The 24,007-nt window shown below is 61.7% G+C and carries 21 protein-coding genes and 1 pseudogene; 11 read left to right on the forward strand and 11 right to left on the reverse strand.

The features are described from left to right. The coding region (locus tag GJ629_RS01835; RefSeq protein WP_157511485.1) for a glycosyltransferase at window positions 1–970 on the reverse strand (970 nt) is incomplete at its 3' end. 111 nt (window positions 971–1,081) lie between these two features. Between GJ629_RS01835 and GJ629_RS01840 the strand changes: the two genes are divergently transcribed. Continuing rightward, window positions 1,082–2,002, forward strand: a complete 921-nt coding sequence (locus GJ629_RS01840) for a hypothetical protein (RefSeq protein ID WP_197428381.1) — start codon at window positions 1,082–1,084, stop codon at window positions 2,000–2,002. Here GJ629_RS01840 and GJ629_RS01845 read toward each other — a convergent pair. After that, on the reverse strand, window positions 1,993–2,589 hold the full coding sequence (locus GJ629_RS01845) for a hypothetical protein (RefSeq protein WP_157511486.1): 597 nt from the start codon (window positions 2,587–2,589) through the stop codon (window positions 1,993–1,995). The genes GJ629_RS01840 and GJ629_RS01845 overlap by 10 nt on opposite strands. A gap of 86 nt (window positions 2,590–2,675) precedes the next feature. Here GJ629_RS01845 and GJ629_RS01850 point away from each other — a divergent pair, with 86 nt between their 5' ends. Genes GJ629_RS01850 through GJ629_RS01860 form a run of 3 tightly spaced genes read left to right on the forward strand, consistent with a single transcriptional unit; the run spans window position 2,676 to window position 5,027 of the window. Beyond that, the gene (locus tag GJ629_RS01850) at window positions 2,676–3,653 is read left to right on the forward strand and encodes a glycosyltransferase family 4 protein (protein WP_157511487.1); all 978 of its coding nucleotides are present in this window, start codon (window positions 2,676–2,678) and stop codon (window positions 3,651–3,653) included. Then, window positions 3,610–3,870: a glycosyltransferase gene (locus GJ629_RS01855; RefSeq protein ID WP_157511488.1), complete on the forward strand. Its 261-nt coding sequence runs from the start codon at window positions 3,610–3,612 to the stop codon at window positions 3,868–3,870. The genes GJ629_RS01850 and GJ629_RS01855 overlap by 44 nt, the downstream gene beginning before the upstream one ends. Further along, window positions 3,867–5,027, forward strand: coding sequence for a glycosyltransferase family 4 protein (locus GJ629_RS01860; RefSeq protein WP_157511489.1), 1,161 nt, complete (start codon window positions 3,867–3,869; stop codon window positions 5,025–5,027). The genes GJ629_RS01855 and GJ629_RS01860 overlap by 4 nt, the downstream gene beginning before the upstream one ends. On the opposite strand, the gene GJ629_RS01865 is transcribed toward GJ629_RS01860, so the two are convergent. After that, complete coding sequence (locus tag GJ629_RS01865; protein ID WP_157511490.1) at window positions 4,970–6,412, reverse strand: sulfatase; 1,443 nt, start codon at window positions 6,410–6,412, stop codon at window positions 4,970–4,972. The two genes, GJ629_RS01860 and GJ629_RS01865, sit on opposite strands and share 58 nt — an antisense overlap. A 184-nt stretch (window positions 6,413–6,596) precedes the next feature. Between GJ629_RS01865 and GJ629_RS01870 the strand changes: the two genes are divergently transcribed. The 4 genes from GJ629_RS01870 (at window position 6,597) to GJ629_RS01885 (ending at window position 10,230) form a co-directional block, all read left to right on the forward strand. Next, window positions 6,597–7,151 carry a hypothetical protein gene (locus GJ629_RS01870; RefSeq protein ID WP_197428383.1) on the forward strand — a complete coding sequence of 185 codons (555 nt, stop codon included), beginning with the start codon at window positions 6,597–6,599 and terminating at the stop codon, window positions 7,149–7,151. Beyond that, a complete protein-coding gene (locus GJ629_RS01875) occupies window positions 7,067–7,774 on the forward strand; it encodes a sulfatase-like hydrolase/transferase (protein ID WP_157511492.1) in 708 nt (235 codons plus the stop codon). Before GJ629_RS01870 ends, GJ629_RS01875 begins: the two co-directional genes overlap by 85 nt. Before the next feature lie 69 nt (window positions 7,775–7,843). After that, entirely contained in the window at window positions 7,844–9,382 is a 1,539-nt protein-coding gene (locus tag GJ629_RS01880) for an alkaline phosphatase family protein (protein WP_157511493.1), read from the forward strand. Beyond that, on the forward strand, window positions 9,379–10,230 hold the full coding sequence (locus tag GJ629_RS01885; protein ID WP_157511494.1) for a polysaccharide deacetylase family protein: 852 nt from the start codon (window positions 9,379–9,381) through the stop codon (window positions 10,228–10,230). The genes GJ629_RS01880 and GJ629_RS01885 overlap by 4 nt, the downstream gene beginning before the upstream one ends. Here GJ629_RS01885 and GJ629_RS01890 read toward each other — a convergent pair. The 6 genes from GJ629_RS01890 to GJ629_RS01915 all read right to left on the reverse strand — a co-directional run bounded on the left by GJ629_RS01890 (window position 10,179) and on the right by GJ629_RS01915 (window position 18,264). Further along, on the reverse strand, window positions 10,179–11,312 hold the full coding sequence (locus GJ629_RS01890) for a glycosyltransferase family 4 protein (RefSeq protein ID WP_197428384.1): 1,134 nt from the start codon (window positions 11,310–11,312) through the stop codon (window positions 10,179–10,181). The two genes, GJ629_RS01885 and GJ629_RS01890, sit on opposite strands and share 52 nt — an antisense overlap. A gap of 52 nt (window positions 11,313–11,364) precedes the next feature. Continuing rightward, window positions 11,365–12,489, reverse strand: coding sequence for a glycosyltransferase (locus tag GJ629_RS17795; RefSeq protein ID WP_157511496.1), 1,125 nt, complete (start codon window positions 12,487–12,489; stop codon window positions 11,365–11,367). A 112-nt stretch (window positions 12,490–12,601) separates the two neighbouring features. Next, window positions 12,602–14,314 (reverse strand): carbamoyltransferase C-terminal domain-containing protein, encoded by a 1,713-nt coding sequence (locus GJ629_RS17800; protein WP_197428385.1) that lies wholly within the window; start codon window positions 14,312–14,314, stop codon window positions 12,602–12,604. Between the two features lie 52 nt (window positions 14,315–14,366). Further along, complete coding sequence (locus GJ629_RS01905; RefSeq protein ID WP_157511497.1) at window positions 14,367–15,272, reverse strand: hypothetical protein; 906 nt, start codon at window positions 15,270–15,272, stop codon at window positions 14,367–14,369. Window positions 15,273–15,329: 57 nt separating this feature from the next. After that, window positions 15,330–16,775 (reverse strand): sulfatase, encoded by a 1,446-nt coding sequence (locus GJ629_RS01910; protein WP_157511498.1) that lies wholly within the window; start codon window positions 16,773–16,775, stop codon window positions 15,330–15,332. Window positions 16,776–16,818: 43 nt separating this feature from the next. Continuing rightward, window positions 16,819–18,264 (reverse strand): lipopolysaccharide biosynthesis protein, encoded by a 1,446-nt coding sequence (locus GJ629_RS01915; protein WP_157511499.1) that lies wholly within the window; start codon window positions 18,262–18,264, stop codon window positions 16,819–16,821. A 129-nt stretch (window positions 18,265–18,393) separates the two neighbouring features. Here GJ629_RS01915 and GJ629_RS01920 point away from each other — a divergent pair, with 129 nt between their 5' ends. From GJ629_RS01920 to wecB, 3 genes are all read left to right on the forward strand, one after another. Then, complete coding sequence (locus GJ629_RS01920; protein ID WP_157511500.1) at window positions 18,394–18,993, forward strand: hypothetical protein; 600 nt, start codon at window positions 18,394–18,396, stop codon at window positions 18,991–18,993. 47 nt (window positions 18,994–19,040) lie between these two features. Then, on the forward strand, window positions 19,041–19,295 hold the full coding sequence (locus GJ629_RS01925) for a hypothetical protein (protein ID WP_157511501.1): 255 nt from the start codon (window positions 19,041–19,043) through the stop codon (window positions 19,293–19,295). A gap of 284 nt (window positions 19,296–19,579) precedes the next feature. Then, window positions 19,580–20,692: a non-hydrolyzing UDP-N-acetylglucosamine 2-epimerase gene (gene wecB, locus GJ629_RS01930; RefSeq protein WP_157511502.1), complete on the forward strand. Its 1,113-nt coding sequence runs from the start codon at window positions 19,580–19,582 to the stop codon at window positions 20,690–20,692. Window positions 20,693–20,716: 24 nt separating this feature from the next. On the opposite strand, the gene GJ629_RS01935 is transcribed toward wecB, so the two are convergent. Then, on the reverse strand, window positions 20,717–21,874 hold the full coding sequence (locus GJ629_RS01935) for a glycosyltransferase family 4 protein (RefSeq protein WP_157511503.1): 1,158 nt from the start codon (window positions 21,872–21,874) through the stop codon (window positions 20,717–20,719). Window positions 21,875–22,006: 132 nt separating this feature from the next. After that, window positions 22,007–23,847 (reverse strand): annotated as a pseudogene (gene glmS / locus GJ629_RS01940) (glutamine--fructose-6-phosphate transaminase (isomerizing)). Window positions 23,848–24,007 lie beyond the last annotated feature (160 nt).

Here is a 24,007-nt window from a genome sequence, read left to right on the forward strand (position 1 = left end):
ACCCGGCGACGTCGCCGGGTTCGACGAGCCGGCCGGCGCTGTCGTCGCCGCGGCCGACGACCTCCGGAATCGCGCTCGTGTCAGAGGCGACGATAGGCGTTCCGGCGGCCATCGCCTCGAGGAAGACGACGCCGAACCCCTCCCAGCGGGACGGCAACGCGAACACGTCGAAGGCGTGCATCAGTGCCGGAATATCCTCTCTGAACCCGGTGAACGTCACCCGGTCTTCGATACCCAGTCGTCGCGTGAGCGCCCGCAGGTCCGCTTTTTCCTCGCCCCGTCCGACGACCGCGAGTCGGGCGTCGGGGACTGACTCGCTCACTCGCCCGAACGCGCGCACCAACACCGGGAAGTCCTTCTGTTCGGTGAGTCGACCGACAGTGCCGACGAGCGGGCCGTTCCCGCTCAGCTCCGATCTGACCGACGCGACGGTCTCCGGGGGCACCTCGTCGAACGGTGCCGGGTCGAGGCCGTAGTGGATCGTCTCCACGTCGCCCGGGGCCACGCGGGTCGTCTCGAGGAGGTACTGGCGGACGTGCTCCGAGAGGCAGACCACGCGGTCGGCTTGGGTCATCGCCAGATCGTGTATCGTCCGGTAGGGCTGTTCGTCCCAGAACGGGTGGTCGTTGTGCTTCGAGACGACGAACCGCGTGTCGCGTGTCAGGGCCGCGACCGCCGCGCCGTAGACGGTCCCGTGGAACAGGTGCCCGTGGATCACGTCGTACTCCTCGCCGCGGACGTGTCCGAGGAGTCGGGCCAGCCCGAGCGGGTCGGCGTCGGCTCCGATGTCGATGGCGACGACCGTACAGCCGGCCGCCTCGAACGCCTCCCGAAGCTCTCCCTCCCCTTTCAGGTAGGCGACTGTCACGTCGTGGCCGCGCTCGACTAATCCCTCACAGAGTGTGAGCAGGTGGTTCTCGGCGCCGCCGACAGTAATCCCGGTGATGAGCTGTAGTACCCGACGTGCCATCCGGCGTACCTACCGTCGCGGGTTACAAAACGGTTCCCTGATTTCTTGTCCGGGACGGGGCAGACCTCGGTAGAGACGGTTTATTACCTGCTGGACAGAAAGGCCGTCACGATGGGTGCAGGATCGCTCCGTCGACGTATTCGGGTCATCGCGTACAAGGCGTACCTCGCCGGCTGGTATCCGTTCACCTCGCGCGTCCCGATCGGAACGAACGTCTACGAGCGCGAGTGGGACGCGCTGTTGTTACTCGACACCTGCCGAGTCGATGCGCTCCGGGCCGTCGCCGACGAGTACGACTTCCTCGGCGCGGTCGAGTCGATGGTATCGGTCGGTAGCACGTCGTCCGAGTGGATAGCGAACACGTTCCGGGAGCGGTACCGCCCGGAGATAGCCGAGACAGCCTACCTCTCGGCGAACGCCTTTTCGAAGCGTGTCATCGAGGACCGTGATTTCCCCGGGGACCGACTCCCCGTCGCTTGGACGACTGTCGACGCCACGGCGTTCGGTCTGCTCGACAACGCTTGGCGATACCAGCCGGAAACGCCGTACAAGCACATGCTCGCGGAACATCTCACCGACCGAGCCATCGCTGTCGGCCGTGACCGCGATCCGGGCCGTCTCATCGTCCACTACTCACAGCCGCACGCACCGTACATCGCCGCCGCGAGAGCCGCCAACCGTGACCTAGAACCACACGAACGGGACCCCTTCGAAGAACTCAGAGCGGGTCGTGTCGACCGCGAGACCGTCTGGAACGCCTACCTCGACAATCTACGGATGGCTCTCGACAGTGTCGCGGTGTTGCTTCGGAACCTCGACGCCGAGACGGTTGCGATCAGTGCCGACCACGGCGAGGCCTTCGGTTCTTGGGGAGCGTACAACCACCCCGCCGGATCACTCCATCCACACGTCAAACGAGTGCCGTGGGCGACGACGACTGCCACCGACGAGGGTGGGCACGAACCGAAAATCGACCGCCCTGAACCACAGCGCGACGTCGAGAGTCACCTCGACGCACTGGGTTACCGGTAGTCGCGCAACGCTCGCCCCAGTGCCGTTCCGATGTCATCGTCCGCACGGATCGCGTCGAGGCAGACGACCATTCCGTAGCCGGTGTACAGCGTTCCGACGAGCACGAGCAGCGATATCGGCTCCATCAGGAGCCGCGACGAGTAGAAGATGTCTAACGGGAGGATGACGACGACGAAGGCCGTCGCAATGCCCGCACGCTCCGAGTCGAACAGCGACCGAGCGGCCAGTCCCATCGCCGGGACCGTGGCCAGCACGGCCGCCAGCAACGCGAGGTTCGGCCCCGACTGCCCGAACACGAGATAGAACAGCGCCATAACGAGTTCGACGCCCAGATGCTCCAGTTCGCTCACCGCCAGTGACCCCTCCAGTGCGATCCGTTCCACGTCGGCGAGATAGATCGCACTGTCGTCGTGTGACGGCGTGAGCGTCGCATACGGGACGCGGGCGACGACCGCGAGCGCCACGGCCCCGGCGTACGCCGCCACTAGGCGACGCCTGCCTGCGAACCGCTCGCCGGCAGTGACCGCCCCCACGAGGCCGAGTGAGAGGAGCCCAACCCACCAAATCGGGCCGACAGCTATCTGCACGGTAGCCGTTCACGGAGCCGCGAAAATAAGTGTTCCCGACGCGGTGATCAGTTGGATTTTTGTTCGCGGCCCGTCGATCAGGGGTAATGCGGATCCTGTTCGCTCCCGGTATCTTTCCACCAGACGCCGGCGGCCCGGCGACGTTCGTTCCCGACATCTCGACGGAGTTCGACCGACGCGGCCACGAGACACTCGTCGTGACCAACGGTGATCCGGCCCCGTCGGTGGACGAGGAGTTCCCCTTCGATGTCGTCCGCGTCCGCCCGGACCCAGCGCTGACCCGGTATCCGCGGCAGTTGCGAACGGTCGTCGGTACCGCTCGGTCGTTCGACCCCGACGTGATATTCGCCAACGCCTTCGACTGGCCCGCCGTCGTCGCCGGGACGCTCACCCGGACGCCGGTCGTGGTGAAGGTCGTCGGCGATATGGCGTGGGAGCGTGCCAAGGTCCGGTACGATGTGACCGACGACATCGAAGCGTTCGCGCGGCGGCGGTACGGCCCCCGGGTCGAACTCCATCGGGCCGTCCGAACCGCACAGACTCGCGGTGCCGACCACGTCGCCGTGCCCAGCCACTACCTGAAGAACCTCGTCGCCGGTTGGGGCGTCGATGCCGACGACATCACGACGATATACAACGCCATCGACACCGGCGCTATCACGGAGACGGCGACGGGCGAGAGCAGCGACATCGTCACAGTCTGCCGGCAGGTCGAGTGGAAGGGCGTCCGGGGATTGATCGACGCCGTCGCCGCGGTGGCTGACAGCGTACCGGACGCGACGCTGCACGTGATCGGTGACGGGCCACACCAGCAGCGCTTCGAACGCTACGCCGCCCGAACGGTCGATGCCGACCGGGTCGTCTTCCACGGGCGGGTCCCACACGACGACGTCCTCGAACACGTCGCCGACAGTCGGGTGTTCGCCCTCAACTCGACGTACGAGGGGTTGCCCCACGCTGTCCTCGAAGCGATGGCCTGTGGCACGCCTGCAGTCGTCTCCGACGCCGGCGGCAACCCGAGTGGTCGCCGACGGGGAGTCGGGGTTCGTCGTCCCGCAGGGTGACGCCGACGCCTTCGCCGACCGGTTCGAGCAGTTGCTGACCGACGACGGGTTGTGGATACGGTTCCACGAGGCGAGCCAGTCGCGGTTGGCCTCCCACTTCGATCAGGAACGGATGTACGACGAGTACGAGGCCCTGCTCCGGGGCATCATCGACGGCGACGAGACGATGGTCGAGACGTTCGCCGAACGGCAGCACAGCGAGGGCGGCCAGCGATGACCATCCAGTACGTCGCCAACGCACGGATCCCGAGCAGGAAAGCCCATCCTTACCAGATCGTCCAGATGTGTGCGGGCTTCGAGGCGGCGGGCGAAGACGTCGAACTCGTCGTCCCCGACCGCCGTCACGGTCGGAACGCGGTCGACGGCCCGGCCGAATCGTACTTCGATACGCGGATAAGCTTCGACATCACGAAACTTCGCTGTATCGACTTCATATACACCCTCGACCGGTTGCCGTCGGCCTTCGGACTCCCCATCTTCTACCTACAGGCCCTGACGTTCAGTCTGGCTGCCCTGTGGCACGTCCTCCGGGGGGAGCAGGCGGACCTAATCTATACGCGGTCGCTGCTCTTTGCCCTCCTCTGTAGTATCGTCCTGCCAGACCGTACCGTCGTCGAACTCCACCAGTTCCCCTCTAGGCGGTGGGTCGCTCGCCTCCTCGGGCGGCGGTTCGAGCGGCTCCGCGGCGTCGTCACCATCTCCGAAGGGCTCCGCCGGGAGTGGGACCAGGCCACCGACGCCGACATCGTGGTCGAACCGGACGGTGTCCGCCTCGACCGGTTCGACGCCGATGTCGACCGGAGCGCCGTCCGAGGTGAGCTTTCGACGGCCGAGGACCGGTTCGTCGCCTGCTACGCCGGCAGCGTCAAGCCGTGGAAGGGTGTCGACACGCTCGTTCGGGCGGCGGCTACGCTCGAGGATGTCGACGTCTGGGTCGTCGGCGGCACCGACGACCAGTTGGCGTGGCTCCGGGAGACGGTCGGCTCGGTTCCGGGGTCGGTCACGCTCGTCGGCCACGTCCGGCCCGAGGCCGTGCCGCGGTATCTCGCCGCCAGCGACTGCCTCGTCCTCCCGAACACCGCCGACAGCGACATCTCCTCGCGGTACACCTCGCCGCTGAAACTGTTCGAGTATATGGCGGCCGGCCGTCCCATCGTCGCATCCGACCTGCCGTCGATCCGTGAGGTCCTCGACGAGGAGTCGGCGTTCTTCTTCGACCCTGACGACCCCGCGTCCCTCGCGGCGTGTCTCCGCACGGTTCGGGACGGCGACGATGCCGACGACCGCACGGCGGCGGCTCGAAACCGCGTCGAGCGCTACACGTGGACCGCCCGCGCCGAGCGCATCCTCGACCGATACGCGTCGGGGCGGTGAAGCCGCCGCTCAGAGGTAGCCCATATCGGAGAGGTGTTCGCGCATCGCTTCGGAGTAGTCGCCCTCCTCGCCACCGGTCGGTCCCGGTCGTGGTCGTCTAGCCACGCCCGGAGGGTCGCCGCGAGTCGGTCCGTCAGGTCGGGGTCGTCACCGCTCCGGTCCGTCGTCTGGTCGGGCAGTTCGAACAGTTCGGTCCTCCCGTCGCTGTCGTGCAGTCGGTAGTCGGCGGTCCGGAGCGCACTCACGTCCCCGAGGTGGAACGGGGCGATGTCGAAGTCGGGGTTGTGCCTGTGGTACGGTTCGAGGTCGGTCTCGTGGTCCTGACTGACCACGAACTCCCGGGGTGGTGCCGACAGCGGCCGCCCCTCGAACCCGGTGGTGTCACCGCCGACGCGGTCCAGTATCGTCTCCATCACGTCCGCGTGTTGGACGAGGCGGTCGTCGGCCACGTCGTCGAGTCCGCTCGTGACCATCGGGACGCGCGTGAGTTCGTCCTTGAGAACGAACTTGTGCCCCAGCAGTCCGTACTCGCCGAACAGTTCCCCGTGGTCTGCGGTGACGACGACGACCACCTCGCGGTCGTCCATCCCCTCGACGGCCGCCAGCAACCGCCTGACACACTCGTCGGTGTACCGTATCTCGGCGTCGTACATCGCCCGCAACGCGTCCAGTTCGTCCTCGCCGAGGGTGTGGCCCGTCGCGATGAACCGCTCGACGTTCTCGTGGACGTGCATCGAGAACTCACCCGCGTCGGCGGCGGACATCGATAGGTCTCCGGTGTACCGGTCGCGGTAGGACAGCGGCGGATAGTACGGCCTGTGTGGTTCGTTGTAGTGGGCGTAGAGGAAGACCGGATCGTCGCCGTCGCGGAGCCACCGTTTGGCGCTCCCGTTGAGGAGATACGCTGTCGCGTGGCGGTACTTGTCGAACGTGACGCCAGCGGAGTGGCGACGCAGATTCACGAGAAAACCCGCGAGCGCCCGCCACGGTACCGACCGCAACATCGTTGAGGGGTGGATCCACGTGAACTCGTCGAACCCTCTGTCCAGTCCCGTTTCGGGGCTGACGTACCGGTTCGAGGAGAAGCCGCCGGTCCGATAGCCCAGCGCACCGAATCGTTCCGGTACCGACGGGATGTCCTCGGGAAGTGTCCGGTGGTCGTACCCGAGACCGTTCGAGGTGGGGTACGTGCCCGTCAGCATCGACGCCGTCGACGTGAGCGTGTACTTCCCGTGGGCGAAGCAGTTCGGGAGGTACTGCCCGTCGGCCCGGTCGGCCAGTGCGGCGACGTTCGGCGTCGTGTCCCGTCCGTACCCGTCCATCGTCGTGTGGTCGGCCCGCACACTGTCGAGCGTGATCCAGACGACGTGGGGCCGTTCGTCCATACCGTGGCAGTAGTTGGGGAGCGGTACAAATAGCTGTGCGTCGATGGATAAATGACACCGAGTTGTCCGACCGTGGGATACTTTTCATTCGACAGCTTATATGCTGATGGTGCCTCCTGTCGTTCTCCTCTCGGTAGACTCACTGCGATATGATCGACTTTCCGAGGAGTATTTCCCCGAGTGTATGCCGATGTTCGAGACAGACTTTGCCTCTTTCACCAACTGCTACTCCCACGGTGTTGCGACACCCTTCGCGTTCCCCGGGATCATCAGTGGGGCCCTTTCCAGCGACGACTGTACCCTCCCCACTGACCAGCCTACGATTGCAGAACAGATAGCTATTGAGCGAACGATAGCGTTCACCAACAACGGCCATCTTCGTCCGGGTCGTGGATACAATCGTGGTATCGAGACATTCGATTGGGCCAAACCACCGACTGGAGTCCACCCGATTCGCCGGTTGAAAGAGATCGACCTTCTTCGACGAATTCCACTCGTCCCGGCGCTGTACCATCTTCTAGTGGGGGCGTACCGTGACACGTCTAACTACACCGGGTCGAGTGAGTACCCGATTCCCTATGAAACCGCAGACACTGTGACGGATTTTGCCATAGAGAATCTTACCAGTCAGGAGACGTTCCTCTGGCTCACTATATGGACCCCCATACGCCGCATCATCCTGATAGTGCAGTCGATATCCCAGAGATATCACACACCGACGATGAACTCCGAGAGATAAACGACCGATTTACTGACGGGCGTCGTGATGGCCTCAGCGATGCGGAGATGTCGCTCGCCACTACACTGTACGACGCGAACGTCAGATATCTCGACAGAGAACTCGCGCGTCTGCTTCGATGGCTACGACGACAGCCGTGGTACAGTGATGCTCTCATCGCTATTGTCTCCGACCACGGCGAGTTGCTCGGTGAATATGGTCTGACCTTCCATCCGTGGGGGGCTGACCCACACGATGAACTAGTGCGAACTCCTCTCTTGGTCAAATATCCGAACGGCGACCACGCTGGCAGTTCGTACGATCACTTGACTGGCCACCGAAACCTCTACTCGACGCTCACGTCCAACAGCAACTCGCCCTCTAATAGCATTCCTTGCCTCACAGAGGCTACCGATCAACGTATCGTTTCCCTCTCCAACGGAGCAGTTCGGGTCACCGAGAAGACGGGTTATCTCGTTGGGACCCGAGACGGTACTGTCCGAACCGAGGGGACTGTCTCATCTGAGGCACGGGAAGTCGCGAACAAAACGGCGCTCCCGGTATGTCAGAATATGAGTGGTGAGAAACCCGGTGTCGACACACAGCAGATGGAAGACCGTCTCGAAGCACTTGGATACAAGTAACCAATAGCGAGGGGATTCGCCGTCGAGCATCACGCTAAAGATTGTCGGCCACCTCTGGAGTGATATACCGTGCATCGGACACCCTCTGTCATCACTATCGGCCTCGACGGAGCAACGTGGCGGCTCCTCGACCGGTGGGTCGACGACGGGACGCTCCCGAATCTCGCCGCGTTGCTCGACCGGGGCGTCCGTTCCGACCTGCGGAGCTGTCACCCGCCGGTCACTTCCCCGAACTGGAAGTGTCTCTCGACGGGTCGAAATCCCGGTGCCCTCGACGTCTACTGGTGGGAGGTGCTCACCGAGACGGCCGACGGCTACGAGATATCCCGTCCGACCTCGACGTCCTACCGGCAACCCGAACTGTGGGACTACCTCGGGCACAACGACATACTGAGCGCCGTCGTCAATATGCCGACGACGCACCCGCCGACGGACATCTCAGGCGTGATGGTTTCCGGAGGGCCCAACGCCGAGGAACAGGGGTTCACGACGCCGCAGTCGCTCGAATCGACGCTCCGGGAACGCTACGACTACCGGTGTCTGCCACGCCGGTTGTCGCTCCTCGGTGACGGCGACGAGGCGGCCGTCGAGGAGGCTATCGACCTCGTCGGAACTCGCTTCGAGGTGGCCGAACACCTCGGCCGTACCAGAGACGTCGACTATCTCAACGTGACGGTGTATCTCAGTAACGTCTTCCAGCACTTCTTCTGGGACGGGCCGGCGACCGAGGCCCTCTGGCGGCGTATCGACGACGGTATCGGACGGCTGGTCGAGACGTTCGAGGACGCGACCTTCCTCCTCGCCTCCGATCACGGCAGCAACGAGACGGACCTGAAGTTCTACATCAACCTCTGGCTGGCCGAACAGGGGTATCTCGAGACCACCGGGTCGGACGCGACAATCGGACCGATGTTGTACCGACTTGGCTTACACCGGGATCGGCTGTCGGCATTGGCAACGAAAATCGGCGTTAAATCCGCTCTCAAACGGCTACTGAGCCGTGACGTCATCGACAGCGTTCCGACGAAGACGGGGTCGGTCAGGCTGGAAGGAAAAAACGACCGTATCGACTGGGAGGCGTCCGACGCCTTCGCCTTCGGGCAGGGGCCGGTGTACGTCTTCGACGACGACAAGCGCGAGGAAATAAAGGCCGCACTGGCCGACCTGACACACGACGGCAAGCACATCGCCAGTACCGTCCACGACGGGGCGGATGTCTACTCCGGCCCCTACGCCGAGACGGCCCCGGACCTCGTCATCGAACAGAACGAGGGCGTCCACATCTCGAACTCGCTCGGCGACGAGGATATCTTCGTCGACCCGGACCACTGGCGGGCGGAGAACGAGATGACCGGTATCTTCGCCGCCGCCGGCCCGGACATCGACACGGACGTCCCGCTGGACACCGTCTCTATCCTCGATTTCGCCCCGTCCGTGCTGGCGCTTCTCGACACGCCGGTCGCCTCGTCGATGGAGGGGACTGTCCTCCCCGTGGTCGACCGTCCGGACGTCAGTTACGCCTCTTACGACTTCGACGCGCGGTCCGACACCGCGGTAGAGGGGGACCGGACGCGGGAGCGACTGTCGGACCTCGGCTACCTCGAATGACTCCGAAAGCCGCGGTCCGTGACCGATTGATACGGCTCGCTGATCGTCTCGGCGTTGACAGCCTCTACCGCGCGGTGCTGGGGCGACACAGCGGCGCGCTTAACGGTCGGGTGCTGACGTTCCACGAGATAGCGCCCGAGGAGGTCGATGCGTTCGATAGACTGCTCGACCTCCTCGTCTCGGAGTTCGACCCGGTCCCGCTCGGGACACTCGTCGACTCGTTCCGCGGGGACGGCCCGACGACCGGCCCGCGGTCGGTCGCCGTGACGTTCGACGACGGCTTCGATAGCTGGTTGGACACCGTCGTTCCGTCGTTGCGGGCCCACGGCGTCCCCGCGACGTTCTTTCTCACGTCCGGGTTCGTCGACGCGGAGACGACCGCCGAGATGCACGCCTTCGCCCGCGAGAACCTCCGCCTCTCACCGACGACGAGCCTCGACTGGGACGACGTGGCGGCCCTCGCGGCGGACCCGCTGTTCGATATCGGGGGCCACACCCGGACTCATCCTGATCTCGGGGCCGTCTCGCCGGACGCCATCGAAGCGGAGGTCCGCGAGGACCGCGACCGTATCGAGGCGGCAACCGGCGTCGTTCCGCGGTTTTTCGCGTACCCGTTCGGCGCACCGTGGAACGTGCCGGCGGCCGCACGGGCGGCGGTCGCCGCGAGCGGCTACGACGCCGCGTTCACGCTCGAACCGGGCTACGTCACGGCGCGGAGCGACCCCTACCTCCTCCCCCGGGACGGGTCGGAACCGACGTTCTCGCCGGCGCTCCTCCGGGCACGGCTCCGGGGGAGTTACGATCCGATCAAACGCCCGCTGGACCGCATCCGCTCGTACGTCCGCTGACCGCTAGGCCTCCGACTCAGTTCCTGCCGGCCCGGACCCGTTCGAGGTGTCCGACCATCGTGTCGATCAGTGCTGTGGCGCTGTGGTCGGCGACGACTCTCTCCCGGAGCACGTCCCAGCGCGTCGGTGTCAGCGTCCAGAAACGTCCCGAGACGGTCGACCAGTGCGTCCCGGTCGCCGGCCGGGAAGACGAGGTCGAAATCCAAACCCGACAACACCGGCTCGAATGCCTCGTTCGACGTGAGTACCGGTGTCTCGGTCGCCATCGCCTCCAGTACTACCTTGTCGAGGCTCCCGGTGTCGCTGACGTTGACGAGTATGCTCGCCCGGCGGTAGTGTTCCGGCACCTCGTGGTGGGGGACGCTCTCGTGGAAGACGACTGTATCATCTAAGCCCGCCGCCGACACCTGTCGCTGGAGGGTGCGGTAGTATCGGCGTTCTTCGGCGGTTCGCGGTCCGCCGACAAGGTCCAACTGGACGTTCCGGCCCGCCTCGACGAGGCGGCCGGTCGCCTCGACCAACCGCTCGTGGTGTTTGGACTCCGTCATCCGTCCGATGGAGAGAATCCGGTCGCGCCCGTCCGTCTCCGTCCCGTTCGGTGTGAACATCGTCGTGTCGATGCCGTGGCCGACCGGCGTCTTCTTCGCTGAGTCGAGGTCGAAGCTCTCCTCGGAGGCGGTGAAGAGAACGTCCGCCCTGTCGTGGGCGAACCGGATGTGCCGCGATAGCCCGGCGTGTGTCTTCCAGTACGCGAGGACCGTGTCGCCGACAGCGTAGGGGAACGACAGCGTGACGTATATCTCACACATATGTGCGAAGATCACGTCGATATCGTGGCGTCGCTTCAGGCGGAACAGCGTCGACTGCATCCGGAGAAACTTCTCGGCCTTGCCGGCGCGCCCGTCGCCCGAGACGGGGTGGACCGACACCGAGTCGGGCAGGTCGTGTCGTCCCTCACGCAGACAGACCGCGTGGACGTGCTCCACCGACGGATGCGTCCCGAACAGTTCGAGCCAGCGATGAACGAACCCCAGGATGTCGCCGTCCCTGTCGACCTCCTGCGTGATGAATACGATACGCATACGTCGTCGGTTATCCGGTGTAAACCGCCCGGGTCGAAAACCCTGTCGGCGGTCACCGCTCGACGGTCGCCCGGACCGACTCGACGTACGCCACGCGCAATCGCTCGCGGTCGAACCGTTCTTCGAGGGCGTCCCGCGCCGCCGTTCCGAACCGCTCGCGCTCATCGGACCGTTCCAGCAGCCACGTGACCCGGTCGGCTAACCCCGTCACAGAGGACTTCACGAACCCCGTCTCGCCGTCGGCGACGTTGTCGTGCGCCCCGGCGAACGGCGTGGCGACGACGGGCAGTCCGTTCATCCCCGCCTCGACGACGACCCGTGAGGTCCCCTCGTAGTTCGAGGTGATGAGGAACACGTCCGCACAGGCGTAGTACTCGCCGACGGTCTCCGGATCGACCCACCCGGTGAACACGACGTCGTCACCGAGGCCGGCGTCTTCGACCGCCGATTCGACGGCGTCGCGCCGCGGTCCGTCCCCGACCAACACGAACACGGGGTCGCGGTCGCTTCGCTCCCGAACCCTCGCTGCCACGTCGACCCACGTCCCGAGGTCCTTCGCGGCGACGAACCGCCCGACGAACAGCACGACCGGTCGCTCGCCGAGGCCGTACTCCGACCTGACAGTCGAGTCCGCTGTGACGACACTGTCGAAGTCCATCGACACCGGGACGACATCCACCGGTACGTCCGCGGGGACGAACGCTGCCATCTTCCGCCGTTCGTACTCCGTCCCGACCCGCACCGCGTCCGAGCGTGGGACGACGAACCGCCCGAGGCGGTCGAACACTCGATGTTCCAGTGACTCGCCGACCCACGCCGGGTTGTCCAGAAAGTCCGTGTGGACCTGCGTGTGCAGAGCGAGGTCGAACCGTCTACTCAACAGCCACCCGACGAGTCCGACGGCGAAGGGGTCCTGTACGGTCACCACGTCGACGTCTTCGCGCTTGCAGTATCGCGCCCCGAGACGGTAGGCGTCCAGCAGGTAGTGATACCGGGTCCGCGAGGCAGTCGGAGCGACGGTCAACGGCCCGTCGGTGTGTCCGGTGGCCGTATCGGAGTCTGTCTTCGTGACCACGTAGTAACGGTCGAACTCCTCGGCGTACTCCCGTTGGCGCTGCCACGGTTCGCTCCCTCGCTCGGCGATGGCCGCGTCTAGACTCAACGAGAGGACGTGCACACGGACCTTTCGACGGTGCTGTACAAAAATGGCTTCGGGACCCCCCGCTCGGAGACGACGGTCGAATCAGGTTGGCTTCGACCGTATCACCCCTCATTTCGACTGCACGACACTACTTCTCGACGATGATGTCCTCGATGACCAACACGTCCAACCCCATCCCGTAGAAGTCCCGAACTGCTTCCTTCGGCGTCGTCACTATCGGTTCCCCGTGGTCGTTGAACGACGTGTTTAACACAGCGGGCACGCCCGTTATGTTCTCGAACTCGGAGATAAGACCGTGGTACCGCGGGTTCTGTTCCTCGGTGACCGTCTGGGGGCGGGTCGTGGTATCCCCCGGGTGGACGACCGCCGCGAGGTCCTCCCGTCGTTCGGGGACGGTATCGAACGTCTGTATCATATAGGGAGACGCCTCGTCGTCGACGAGGTAGTCCGACGCGGCCTCGGCGAGTATCGACGGCGCAAACGGCCGCCACTCCTCCCGGTTTTTCACGTACCGGTTCACCCGGTCTCTCGACGTTGCCGTGCGCGGGTCCGCGAGGATGCTTCGATTCCCCAGCGCCCGGGGTCCCATCTCTTGGCGGCCCTGCATCCATCCCACCAGATCACCGTCCGCTATCCGCTCGGCAGTGTATCGCTCGACATCTTCCCTTCGCGTGTACGATAGCTTGTTGTTTTCGAGGAGCGTCGTGACGGTCTCTGTGTCGGGTGATTCCCCCCAGTACACGTCTCGCATCGGTTCGACTGACTGCGGATCGGTCTCTAGCCACCCCGCGCCGAGAGCGAGGCCGGCGTCGTGTGCGACCGGTTGGATGAAGAGGTTCTCGACGGGATCCGTCTCTCTCACCCGCTTGTTCATCTTGCAGTTCAGTGCGACCCCACCCGAGAGCGCGACGTCGTGGATGCCCGTCCGGGTGGTGTGGCGTCGAACGAGTCCGCTGACGGTCTCCTCTAGGAGTTTCTGGGCTGTGTGTGCCAGATCCTTCTCGAACTGTTGGAACTCCTCCCCGCGTTGTTTCGCCGGTCGGTCGAACAACTCCTCGAGGGAGGTGACGCCCGCTTCGATGCCGTTCGACGTGAGTGTACGCACGTCGTAGTCGGGACCGAAATCGGCGACGCTCCGGAGACGGGACTCTATCGTGTCGTTTCGCTCCCCGTACGGCGCGAGTCCCATTATCTTCCCTTCACCGTTGAACGACTCGTAGCCAAGGTATTCGGTTACGATCCCGTAGAAGTGCCCCAGACTGTTGGGATGAGCAAAGGTTCGCCGCCGTTCGAGTCCGCTCTCGGACCCGGTCCAGACGACCGTCGAGTCGAACTCGCCCCGCCCGTCCATCGTGATCACGACAGCGGTATCGAACGGACTCGGATGAAACGCGCTCGCCGCGTGACACAGGTGGTGTGATCGATGGTTGATCGGCGGTATCGGGGACCCGATTGCCTCGAGTTCACTCCTCACTTTCTCGTCCGGAAAGAACTGATCGCGCACGACGTCCTTCGCTCGGGAGACGATGTTCCACCCACGTATCCCGAGGTGGGACTGCTCCGACACGGTACTCTTTAGGTCGTGCCGTAACCGTTTGTGGTGCAGTTCCGGATCGTACGGCAGTACGACCTTGTGGACGTCCGGAAGGGAGATGTCCGCATACCGAAGGGCGGCGCGAATCGCGTTCCCCGGAAACGACCCCGGCGCGTGTTTGTCCCTCGTGTATCGCTCCTCTTCGGCCCCAAACAATAGCCGTCCGTCGTCGAACAGCGCGACACTCGGGTCGTGGTAGCCGTACGGGCCGATTGCGGGTTTACACGCGAGCGTATATTTTGACACACTACGAATGAGCGAGATACTTCATATAACTCTGGTGGGCGACCACGGACGTTCACTCGTCGTAGCCGAGGTCCCGTAGCCGCTCTTTGATCACGGAGAAGTCAGTCGCGTCATCGTCCTCGACCGGTGGCTCCGCGACGATCCGCCGGCGGTCGCCGGACTCGTAGACTAGCCACGGCACTTTGACGAGTTCCTCGACGTAGGTGCCGTGGGGATGTCCCCACATTCGGACCGGGATCGGAAAGCTCCGTTCGCCCAGCAGATGCCCGTGGTCGGCGGTGACGACCGTCTTCCCGTCCAGAGCGGTCAGTAACTCCCGGACGTGTGGAATCGCACGACGGAGGTTGTTCTCGTAGGACTGTCTGAGGTCTGCAGCGGTGACGTCTATCTCGTCGCGGACGTACTGCTTGTATGGGTTTCCGTCCCGTTCGAGCGCTTCCGTCGCCGGGTCGATGAACGGGAGGTGGGGCTGTGTGTAATGGATCAGCAGGCGCTTGTTCGGATACGTCGCCGCCGCCTGCAGTGCGTGTTCCGTCGTCGTCTCCGGGAGGATACAGTTCCGGCCGTCCTCGGCGGTCCAGAAGTTGTCGAGGTCCTCCCACAACCGAACCACCTTGTGGAAGTGTATCTCGGACTCGTCGACGACCCGGTGTAACTGCGGTGTCGCGGTCACGTAGATGGTGTCCGTGAGGTCACGACCCGCTATCGCCGACCGAACGAACTCGCTCGTCATCGACCCGAGGGACTGTCGGGACTCCAAGCGGCCCGGCAGGCCATCGACTCGTTCGAGATAATCGTACCGACACGCGTCGAGGAGGACGAGAGTGTCCCAGTCTTCGTCGAAGAAGTTGGTGCCGTCGGGGTTCTGACGGCGTGTATACAGGCGTGTGTGGTAGGCGCGGTTACACCGCTCGATCCACTTCTTGACGGCTGCGGCGAGCGGCCCTTTCTCTATCATCCGGAGATTCGTCTCAACACTGCAGGCAGACGTATTTCACTGTGGCGGTGGCGACTCTCATTCGAGATATCCCAGATCACGGAGGTTTGACCGGGAGCCAGCGTCGAGTTCAACGTTCTCGTCTCCAGTCTTGAAGGTCGGCGACAACGTCTCGAACAGTCGGTCTCGGAGCCGAGAGACGACACTCTCTTCGGGATCTTCGACCCGTTCGTCAGACGGTTGTCTGTACAAGAACTCTTCCCCGGCGGAGGTCACGACGAACCGGTACTGTTCGGTGCGTATCTGTTTCCGTCCGACCCGGAACTGCTCGTACCTTTCCGAGGACATATACTTCGTGTGCCCTCCTTGTTCCTCGTATCGTGAGCCGTATTCGGCGAAGACGGCGTCCCGTTTCCCCGTGTCGAACATCGACTGCCCGTCGGTTGTCCCGGGGGCATCGATCCCCGTGAGATCACACACTGTCTCGAAGAGATCGACCAGCGACACGAGATCGGATCGCCGCTCCCCCTCGGGAACACCCGGACCAGCGATGACCAACGGGACGTGCAGTACCTCGTCGTGGAGCAAGTGGCTGTGGACGATGAGACCGCGTTCTCCGAAGTTCTCACCGTGGTCCGACATAACGACGACAATTGTATTCTGTGTATTGTTCTCGATCCAGTCTAGGAACGTTCCGAGGACGTCGTCGAAGTACTTGATTCCTGCCCGGTACCACCTCCTGAGTATGTCCATCTCGCTGTCGTTGAGGTACGACGGGTCGGCGAGATACTGCGCAATCCCGTCTGTGGTCTGTGCGTCGTACAGCCGATCCGAACGGACGTTCTCGGCGACGACACGCTCGTCGCCGAAGAGATGTTCCAGCACGTACCAACGGGGTCGTCGTAGTTCCGGCGTCGCGGTCTCCTTGTACGGTCGTGGTGGGTTGTACGGCGTGTGTGCGATGGTCGTGTTGAGCAGAGCGAAAAAGGGAGACGTCAGTTCGCGCTCGATTTTCGACTGCAGGATGTCGAACTTCAACTGCGTGAGAGAGTCCGGCCCGCGGAAGGCCGTTCTGAGGAAATCACGCAGCAACGGTCCCCTGAGGGTGGGATCTCTGAACAGCGTCGAGAGATAGGAGGTCGATAGCTTCGGCGGTTTGTCCCCGGTGTACGTCTCGAAATACTCGTCGAAACCGCGGTCGTAGCCGTACGCCGAGCCCATCTTTGCCGGACCGGGGATACCGAACGTATCGTAGCCGGCATCGGCGAACCACTCTCCGAGTACGGGAGTGTCCGCCGGGAGCGCATTGGCTCCGAGGACACCTGATCGAGACGGGTACTGACCGGTGAAGATACCGCCGTGAGATATCGACGTGTTCGGACCGACAGCGTACGCGTTCTCGAACAGCGTTCCTCGTTCCGCGAGTGATTCTATCGCGGGCGTCGCCGTTTCACCACCGTAACAGGAGATGAAATCCGGCCGCACGGCGTCGGCGATCAGTACGACGACGTTCGGAGCGTCCATATGTCTCCGACGGACGGCAGCGAGCAATTTCTTTCTGTCGGCATCACCCACCCACGAACCGCCGAACGAGAGCGATATCCTGCTTCGACACGACCCCCGTCCCGTACAGAGCTCCGAAGTACAGTGTGGCACTCGCCGAGACGACAACCACGACGGAAAGCAGTCCTTGGGCGAACTGCTCTACTGTGAGTACGAACCCTGTCATCGCTACGGCGGGGATACCGAACCTAACTACCCCGCTGGGAGTCGGTAGGTCGCTCGTAACGTATCGTGTCTGGTACCACAGGCCGACGACGAGGATTGTACACTGCTGTACTGCGTATCCCGCCGCGACGAGTGTGATGGATCCGAAGAGCGCTCCGAGAGCGACGGTACCCAACAACAGTCCCGATGCGACGGTGTACGTCAGTGTGTCCAGTAGAGCGTCGTCACGGGCGACGAAGACCGGTGAGGCCGGAACTGCGAGCGTCTGGAGTCCGAACGCGATCAGAAAGGTCGCGGTTGTCAACTCACTCAGACGGTACTGGGGACCGAAGACGGCCCCAACTATCTGTGTCCCGAGGAGACTGCCACCGACGACCATCGGAACCACGAGGACCGTGGCGAATCGGTAGTACCGGGTGAGCAAGTTGTCGATTCCCTCCCCCTCGTCCAACCGCTTGCTCAACTTCGGGAGGAGCATCGTCGAGAACGGGCGACTGAACAGCTGAAACACCGTCGAAAACGTGAACAGCACCGACCACCCGCCGAAGACGGCCGTCCCGAACGCCGAGATGACGACAGCGTCGGGCACTTTCCCCTGTGCCTGCTTGACTACCGTCTGCGGGGCGAGTGGGAGCGAGATAGCCCGTGCCGACGACCACAGGCCACGAAAGTCCGGTCGGGCGAACAGCACCGACGAGAGTCGCCACAGGAGAATCGCTATCGAGAGCCCCCGAGCGACGACGTACAGTCCGAGTGCGACCGGTGCGGTCAACAGACTGGTGAAAAATAGTCCCACTACTGCCAACAAGAAGACAACTTCCGAAACGAGGACGGCCCCGCTGTAGAGATCGAATCGATCCAGTGACTTCGACAGTGTCAGGCCGAACTGGTACAGAGCAGTCGTCGCGACGAACAGACAGACGACGAGGACGTTCGACCGAATGAACTCGAAAATCCCGGGGGCGACCCAATCGAAGACACCCGATACGCTGACGGCGACGACGACGAGTACCGAGAGGCCGACGAAGGCCCCAAGCGTCGCCGCTGCGGCCGCGACTAACGATGCTTGGTCGTCAGCCGTCATCTCCGGGAGTCGCTTCTCGACCAATGTCGAGAGGTTCAGGATACCCCTGATAGTGAGGACGAGCGACGATACGACAAAGACCGATCGGTAGAGTCCGAAACTGGACGGTGTCAGTGCCCGTGTCAGCAACGGCACGGTGACGAACGATGCCCCGCGTGCAACGGTTTCGGCGACTGATACTCGACGGAGGTCCTGAAGCATTGTCTGAGGCTGCCTCTTGGCTTTGCGCGTTAGTCTTGTCGACTACGTATCAACTACACACAATATCGACCGTATCGGCCTATCAAATTCGCTAACACATAAATATAGGTGCGATCAATATCTGGACTGATGATCGGCTCCAAGTTGCGGAGCGCAATCAATCTCTACTCGGAAGGCGGCGTACGTAGGGTCACAGATGGAATTTCTACGGCCGCACGACGCGAGTTCAACGACATTTTTCGCCCGGGAACTCCGATATACGAACTCGACTGGGACCTCATTATCGTCTTGGACGCCTGTCGGGCTGATCTGCTTCAGTCTGTCGCCTCTCAGTACAGCTATCTAAATACTGATACCGTCTACTCGGTCGGGACCAAGACAACCGAGTGGATGGGGAAGAACTTCACCGAACGATTCCGTAACGATATGGAGTCTACTGCGTACGTTTCAGCTAATCCGAACTCGGACAAGTTTGTTTCCAGCGACGATTTCGCTATCTTGGACGAACTGTGGCGATACGCTTGGGACGACGACATCGGCACCGTCCATCCGCGCTCTGTGACGGACAGAGCGATCAATATACATCGGACTCACACACCCGACAAGATGATCGCCCACTATATGCAGCCACACGAGCCGTTTTATCAAAAGATAAACACGGGTCCTGCATACGAAAATACCCACCGTCAGAAGGATCTATCTGGGATAAACTGGACGAAGGCACAGTAGCACACCAAGAAGTCTGGGACTCCTACAGGGAAACCTTGCTGATCGTCTTGGAGTACGTCGACCTCCTCCTCGAAAACGTCGATGCCAACGAGGTTCTGATAACGTCGGACCACGGCAACGCGATGGGTGAATACGGTTACTACGGGCATCCACGCTGGACACCGATCAAGTCCCTCAAAGAGGTACCGGCGGTCCGTACGTCGGCTACCGATTCCGGCGAATACGAACCTTCTACCGAGCGTACAGAGGGCGGCAGTAATCAAGATATAGAGGAACGACTCCGGGACCTTGGATACCTATAATTTCGTTGTAATATGTGTCAAAGTAACCCAATCTCATTTTCACAGAGTCGATTATAATATTGTCGTGGGGTGTGGACGCCACTCCTCTCGACGGATATTCTGATCGGATGTAAGAACGACTTCACCTCCAATATTCGTCTATACTATTGTGCTAAATGTGTGTATGGACATCGATCCTCTATGAATTAACAAATAATATACTTATCAATGTAAGATACACTTCTTCGTGTCGTCCGAGATCTGTTTTGCTGCCGACATCCCAGATCACTATTGCCCGAGTATTTATGCTCAACCAGCCGCTCATACCAGTTGTGGTTGACAAGCCGTCTCTCACGTTCGTCTTCGGGACACGACCCGAGATTATCAAGCTTTCACCGGTAATTCACGAATGCACTGAGAGAAAGATATCTTATGATCTTATTCACACGGGACAACACTATTCTGAAAAGCTGGACGATATTTTTTTCGATCAATTGGATCTTCCGACACCAGAATATAACCTTGCCGTGGGTTCCAAATCCCACGGTCGACAAACCGGCGAAATGATTGCTGGTATTGAAGAAATACTTGACGAGACAACTCCTGATACAGTTTTGGTACAGGGCGATACAAACTCTGTTTTGGCGGGGGCGATTGCAGCAAGTAAGCTACCGATAAATCTTGGTCACATTGAGGCTGGATTACGGAGCTACGATAGGGAAATGCCGGAGGAAACGAATCGTGTTCTCACCGACCACACCTCGGACTATTTATTCGCACCGACTGAGACGAGCGTCCAGAACCTTCAAAATGAGGGACTCAGTGATGAGCTAATACACCTCACCGGAAACACCGTTGTTGATGCCGTCTACAAGCACCAGCAACTAGCCGACCGGCAGAGCACATTGCACACTGATTTTGGCATCGATCCAGACGAATTCATTCTCCTCACCGTTCACAGAGCAGAGAATATTGACGATCAGTCGCGCTTCAAGAATATCCTTGATGGTGTATCGCGGCTTGGTCAGAAGCTTGGGGCGCCTATTTTATACCCTGCACATCCACGAGCAAAAAAGCTAGTTGAATCAGTAAGTATATGTGTGCCAGACAATATTCGTGTCGTTGACCCACTAGGATATCTTGACTTCCTGCACGCTGAATCAAGTGCAAGACTCGTTGTGACGGACTCTGGCGGTGTACAAGAAGAAGCTTGTATTCTCGGGACACCGTGCATTACGGTCCGGCACAACACGGAGCGGCCAGAAACGGTCTCAGTCGGTGCAAACAGCATTGTCGGCACAGACCCGAACGCCATCATTGAGTGTGGTTTGGAAGCTGTCTCAAAGCCAACGGACTGGCCGATACCATTCGGTAACGGGACTGCAGCGGCCACAATAATTGATATCTGCTGTCGGTAATTGCTTCTACACTGTAACGCTGCGCTACCCGTGAACCGAATAATATTCTTCCTCAATCTTTTCTGCGATTATCGACCAATCATGGTTTGTAACTACATATTCTCGCGCTTCTCTACCAAGATTTTGTCGACGCTCCGGATTCTCGTATAACGAAATTATACTCTCTGCAAGCGACTGAATTCGTTCTTCTGGAAGTATCATCGGGGCATCATAATCCGACGTGTTTCGGTCAAACAACTCTACGAGAACCCCACGCTTTCCGCTCCCTAGCATTGACCTATAAGCACTGATATCACTAGCGACGACTGCACACTGCATCGACATTGCTTCTAGACATGCTATACTTGTTGATTCAGCACTTGATGGGAAGACAACAATATCGGATCTATCGTACAGATCTCGGGTCTGTTCGTTTGGAACCTCTCCGAGGAAGCTGATGTGCTCCTCTGTTCCGTGTTCTACTACCCGATTCTTAAGATACTCCATCATTTCGTCCTTCCCACCGTTCCCTGCGATGATGATTTCTACATCTTCTACTCTCTCACAGATAGTAGGGGACGCATCGATGAGATACTGAACCCCGTTCTTTGGATTTAACCGACGAACTGAGAGGATAGTGAGTGTCTCTCCACTGTCTTGGTGTCCCTGTGGTTTGAAGTAGCCTGTGTCAACAGCGTTTGGTATAACTGTAATTATATCATCTGGAACATATCGTTCTGCGACGCTGGCCATCTCTTCGCTAGTTGAGATTATTCGCTGAGTAGATAGAAACGAAAGACGACGGAACGTTTTTTTGTGCACCGAATCGGAGACCGAGGAATCAAGCGTTCCTAAGCCGTGTAATGTTGTTACCATTGGGGTCCGAAGTATGCTGCTTAGTACGCCAACTATCGCGGATGACATAAACGTATAGTGAGTATGTATCAGGTCATGGTTCCTGATGAAGGCCGCTATTTTGCCAATGTCATTTGTCAGTAGCGTGGCCACACCAGTAGTTGGGTCCCAAGGAGAGTACTGAAGCCGTGTTACTGGCAGTTCCTCAACAGTGTCGTTCCCATCAGTAAACGTAAGAACACTCACCTCGTGTCCCCGGTTACGGAGCGCTTTTGAGAGCTCTTTCACGTGGATTTCCGCTCCACCTACCTTTGGGTGGAAGGTGTCGGAGACCATCCCAATCTTCATAACTATTCTATCTATTCCAGAAATGCATATAAATAGCTATCATACGGTGGTCAGGGATCGAGTATGAGTTGCGGCAACAAACCGTCTGACACTAATATTTCATCTAAAACCGTCGGGTCTCTTGATTTTACCCTACTCCACCGTCACGCTCTTGGCCAGATTTCGCGGTTTGTCGATCGAGCGCCCCAGCAACGCCGCGGTGTGATAGGACACCAACTGCAACTGGACGTTGGCCAACACAGCCGCCGTCCGGGGATGGGTGTCCGGAATCGAGAGCACGTGGTCGGCGTAGCGTTCGACGTCGGTTTGGCCGTCGGTCACGGCGATGACGGGCGCGTCGCGGGCCTCGACCTCTTTGACGTTGCCGATGGTCTTGCGCGCCTGCTCCCCGTCGCCAGTCACCACAGCGAAGACGGGCGTCTGGTCGGTCACCAGCGCCAGCGGGCCGTGTTTCAACTCGCCGGCGGCGAAGCCCTCGGCGTGTTTGTAGGTGATCTCTTTCATCTTGAGCGCACCTTCCAGTGCGACCGGGAACTGGAGGCCGCGACCGATGAAGAAGTACGCGCCGGCGGACTCGTAGGTCTCGGCGACGGCGCGCGCGCCGGACTCGTCCAGCACTTCTTGGACTTGCCCGGGGAGGTCCCGGAGGCGCCGATGACCTCGCGGGCGTCCTCGCTGTCGGTCATCCCGAGGGCGAGGAGGTTCAGCGCGGCCAGTTGGGAGGCGAAGGTCTTGGTCGCGGCGACGCCGATTTCGGGGCCGGCGCGGATGTAGAAGACGTGGTCACACTCGCGGGCGACCGTCGACCCGACGACGTTGGTGACGCCGAGGGTCCGGGCCCCGCGGTGTTTGGCCTCCCGGAGCGCCGAGAGGGTGTCGGCCGTCTCGCCGCTCTGGGTGACGCCGACGACGAGGGCGTCGCCAATGGGCGGCGGCGAACTGGCGTACTCGCTGGCGAGGAACGCCTGTGCGGGGATGCCGGCCTGCTGGAACAGTTGCGCGCCGTACAGCGCGGCGTGGTAGGAGGTGCCACAGGCGACGAAGTGGATGCCTCGGGGGGTGAGGTCCGCGAGGTCGCCGATGTCGACAGTACCGTCGAGTTCGTCGACGCGTTCGGAGAGACACTGCCTGAGCGACCGCGGTTGCTCGTGGATCTCCTTGAGCATATAGTGGTCGTAGCCGCTCTTGCCGGTCTCCTCGGGGTCCCAGTCGACGGTGTCGACGGCCTTCTCGACGTGGTTGCCGACGAGGTCGGTGACCGTCCAGCCGTCGGCGTCGAGGACGGCGAACTCCCCGTCGTCCATATAGACGACGCGGTCGGTGTGGTCGCGGAAGGCGGGCACGTCGCTGGCGAGGTAGTAGGCGCTGCCTCGCGGCTGATCACCGCTCGCCTCGTCCGGGGCGCGTGGCGCCTCGCCGTCGTCGATACCCAACACGAGCGGCGAGTCGTTGCGGGCGGCGAAGATGCGGTCGACGCCGGCGACGACGGCCGCGATGGCGAAACTCCCCTCCAGTCGGTCGACCGCCGCGCGGACGGCCGCCTCGGGGTCGGCCCCGCCCCGGAGTTCGGCCTCGACGAGGTGGGGGACGACCTCGGTGTCGGTGTCGCTGCGGAAGGTGTGTCCGGCGGCGGCCAGTTCGTCCCGCAACTCCTGGTAGTTCTCGATGATGCCGTTGTGGACGACGGCGACGTCGCCCGAGCAGTCCTGGTGGGGGTGGGCGTTCTCGTCGGTCGGCGGCCCGTGGGTACTCCAGCGGGTGTGGCCGATACCGACCTCGCCGTGGAGTCCGTCGGCGGGGATCCGGGCCTGCAACGCGTCGACCTCACCTTCCTGTTTGCTGACCTCGATGCCGTCGCCGTTCTGGATGGCGATACCGGCGGAGTCGTACCCGCGGTACTCCAGATTCCGGAGGCTCGACAGCAACGCGTCGAGGGAGTCGCCGGTGCCGACGCGCGCGGTGATGCCGCACATCAGGCCGACACCCCTCGGATCGGCGAGCGCTCGGGCCGACTGCGAACCGCTGGACCGTTGGTCTGTCGCATACCGCCAGAAAGCCCCACGTACCCTTTGTTATGGATCGATTTGCGGAACTGGTGGCAAGTAACCGGTTACTACTGTCGGTCGTCGTCGC

Source organism: Halapricum sp. CBA1109, assembly GCF_009741825.1.
GTDB lineage: Archaea > Halobacteriota > Halobacteria > Halobacteriales > Haloarculaceae > Halapricum.

Bases quoted from the DNA above. Each gene is read 5' to 3' on its own strand.
- GJ629_RS01875 (WP_157511492.1), top strand. From the start codon at position 7,067: ATGGACCCCCATACGCCGCATCATCCTGATAGTGCAGTCGATATCCCA.
- GJ629_RS01885 (WP_157511494.1), top strand. From the start codon at position 9,379: ATGACTCCGAAAGCCGCGGTCCGTGACCGATTGATACGGCTCGCTGAT.
- GJ629_RS01935 (WP_157511503.1), bottom strand. From the start codon at position 21,874: ATGAAGATTGGGATGGTCTCCGACACCTTCCACCCAAAGGTAGGTGGA.
- GJ629_RS01865 (WP_157511490.1), bottom strand. From the start codon at position 6,412: ATGGACGAACGGCCCCACGTCGTCTGGATCACGCTCGACAGTGTGCGG.
- GJ629_RS01905 (WP_157511497.1), bottom strand. From the start codon at position 15,272: ATGATAGAGAAAGGGCCGCTCGCCGCAGCCGTCAAGAAGTGGATCGAG.
- GJ629_RS01860 (WP_157511489.1), top strand. From the start codon at position 3,867: ATGACCATCCAGTACGTCGCCAACGCACGGATCCCGAGCAGGAAAGCC.
- GJ629_RS01850 (WP_157511487.1), top strand. From the start codon at position 2,676: ATGCGGATCCTGTTCGCTCCCGGTATCTTTCCACCAGACGCCGGCGGC.
- GJ629_RS01870 (WP_197428383.1), top strand. From the start codon at position 6,597: ATGCCGATGTTCGAGACAGACTTTGCCTCTTTCACCAACTGCTACTCC.
- wecB (WP_157511502.1), top strand. From the start codon at position 19,580: ATGCTCAACCAGCCGCTCATACCAGTTGTGGTTGACAAGCCGTCTCTC.
- GJ629_RS01910 (WP_157511498.1), bottom strand. From the start codon at position 16,775: ATGGACGCTCCGAACGTCGTCGTACTGATCGCCGACGCCGTGCGGCCG.
- GJ629_RS01840 (WP_197428381.1), top strand. From the start codon at position 1,082: ATGGGTGCAGGATCGCTCCGTCGACGTATTCGGGTCATCGCGTACAAG.
- GJ629_RS01920 (WP_157511500.1), top strand. From the start codon at position 18,394: ATGATCGGCTCCAAGTTGCGGAGCGCAATCAATCTCTACTCGGAAGGC.
- GJ629_RS01915 (WP_157511499.1), bottom strand. From the start codon at position 18,264: ATGCTTCAGGACCTCCGTCGAGTATCAGTCGCCGAAACCGTTGCACGC.
- GJ629_RS01890 (WP_197428384.1), bottom strand. From the start codon at position 11,312: ATGCGTATCGTATTCATCACGCAGGAGGTCGACAGGGACGGCGACATC.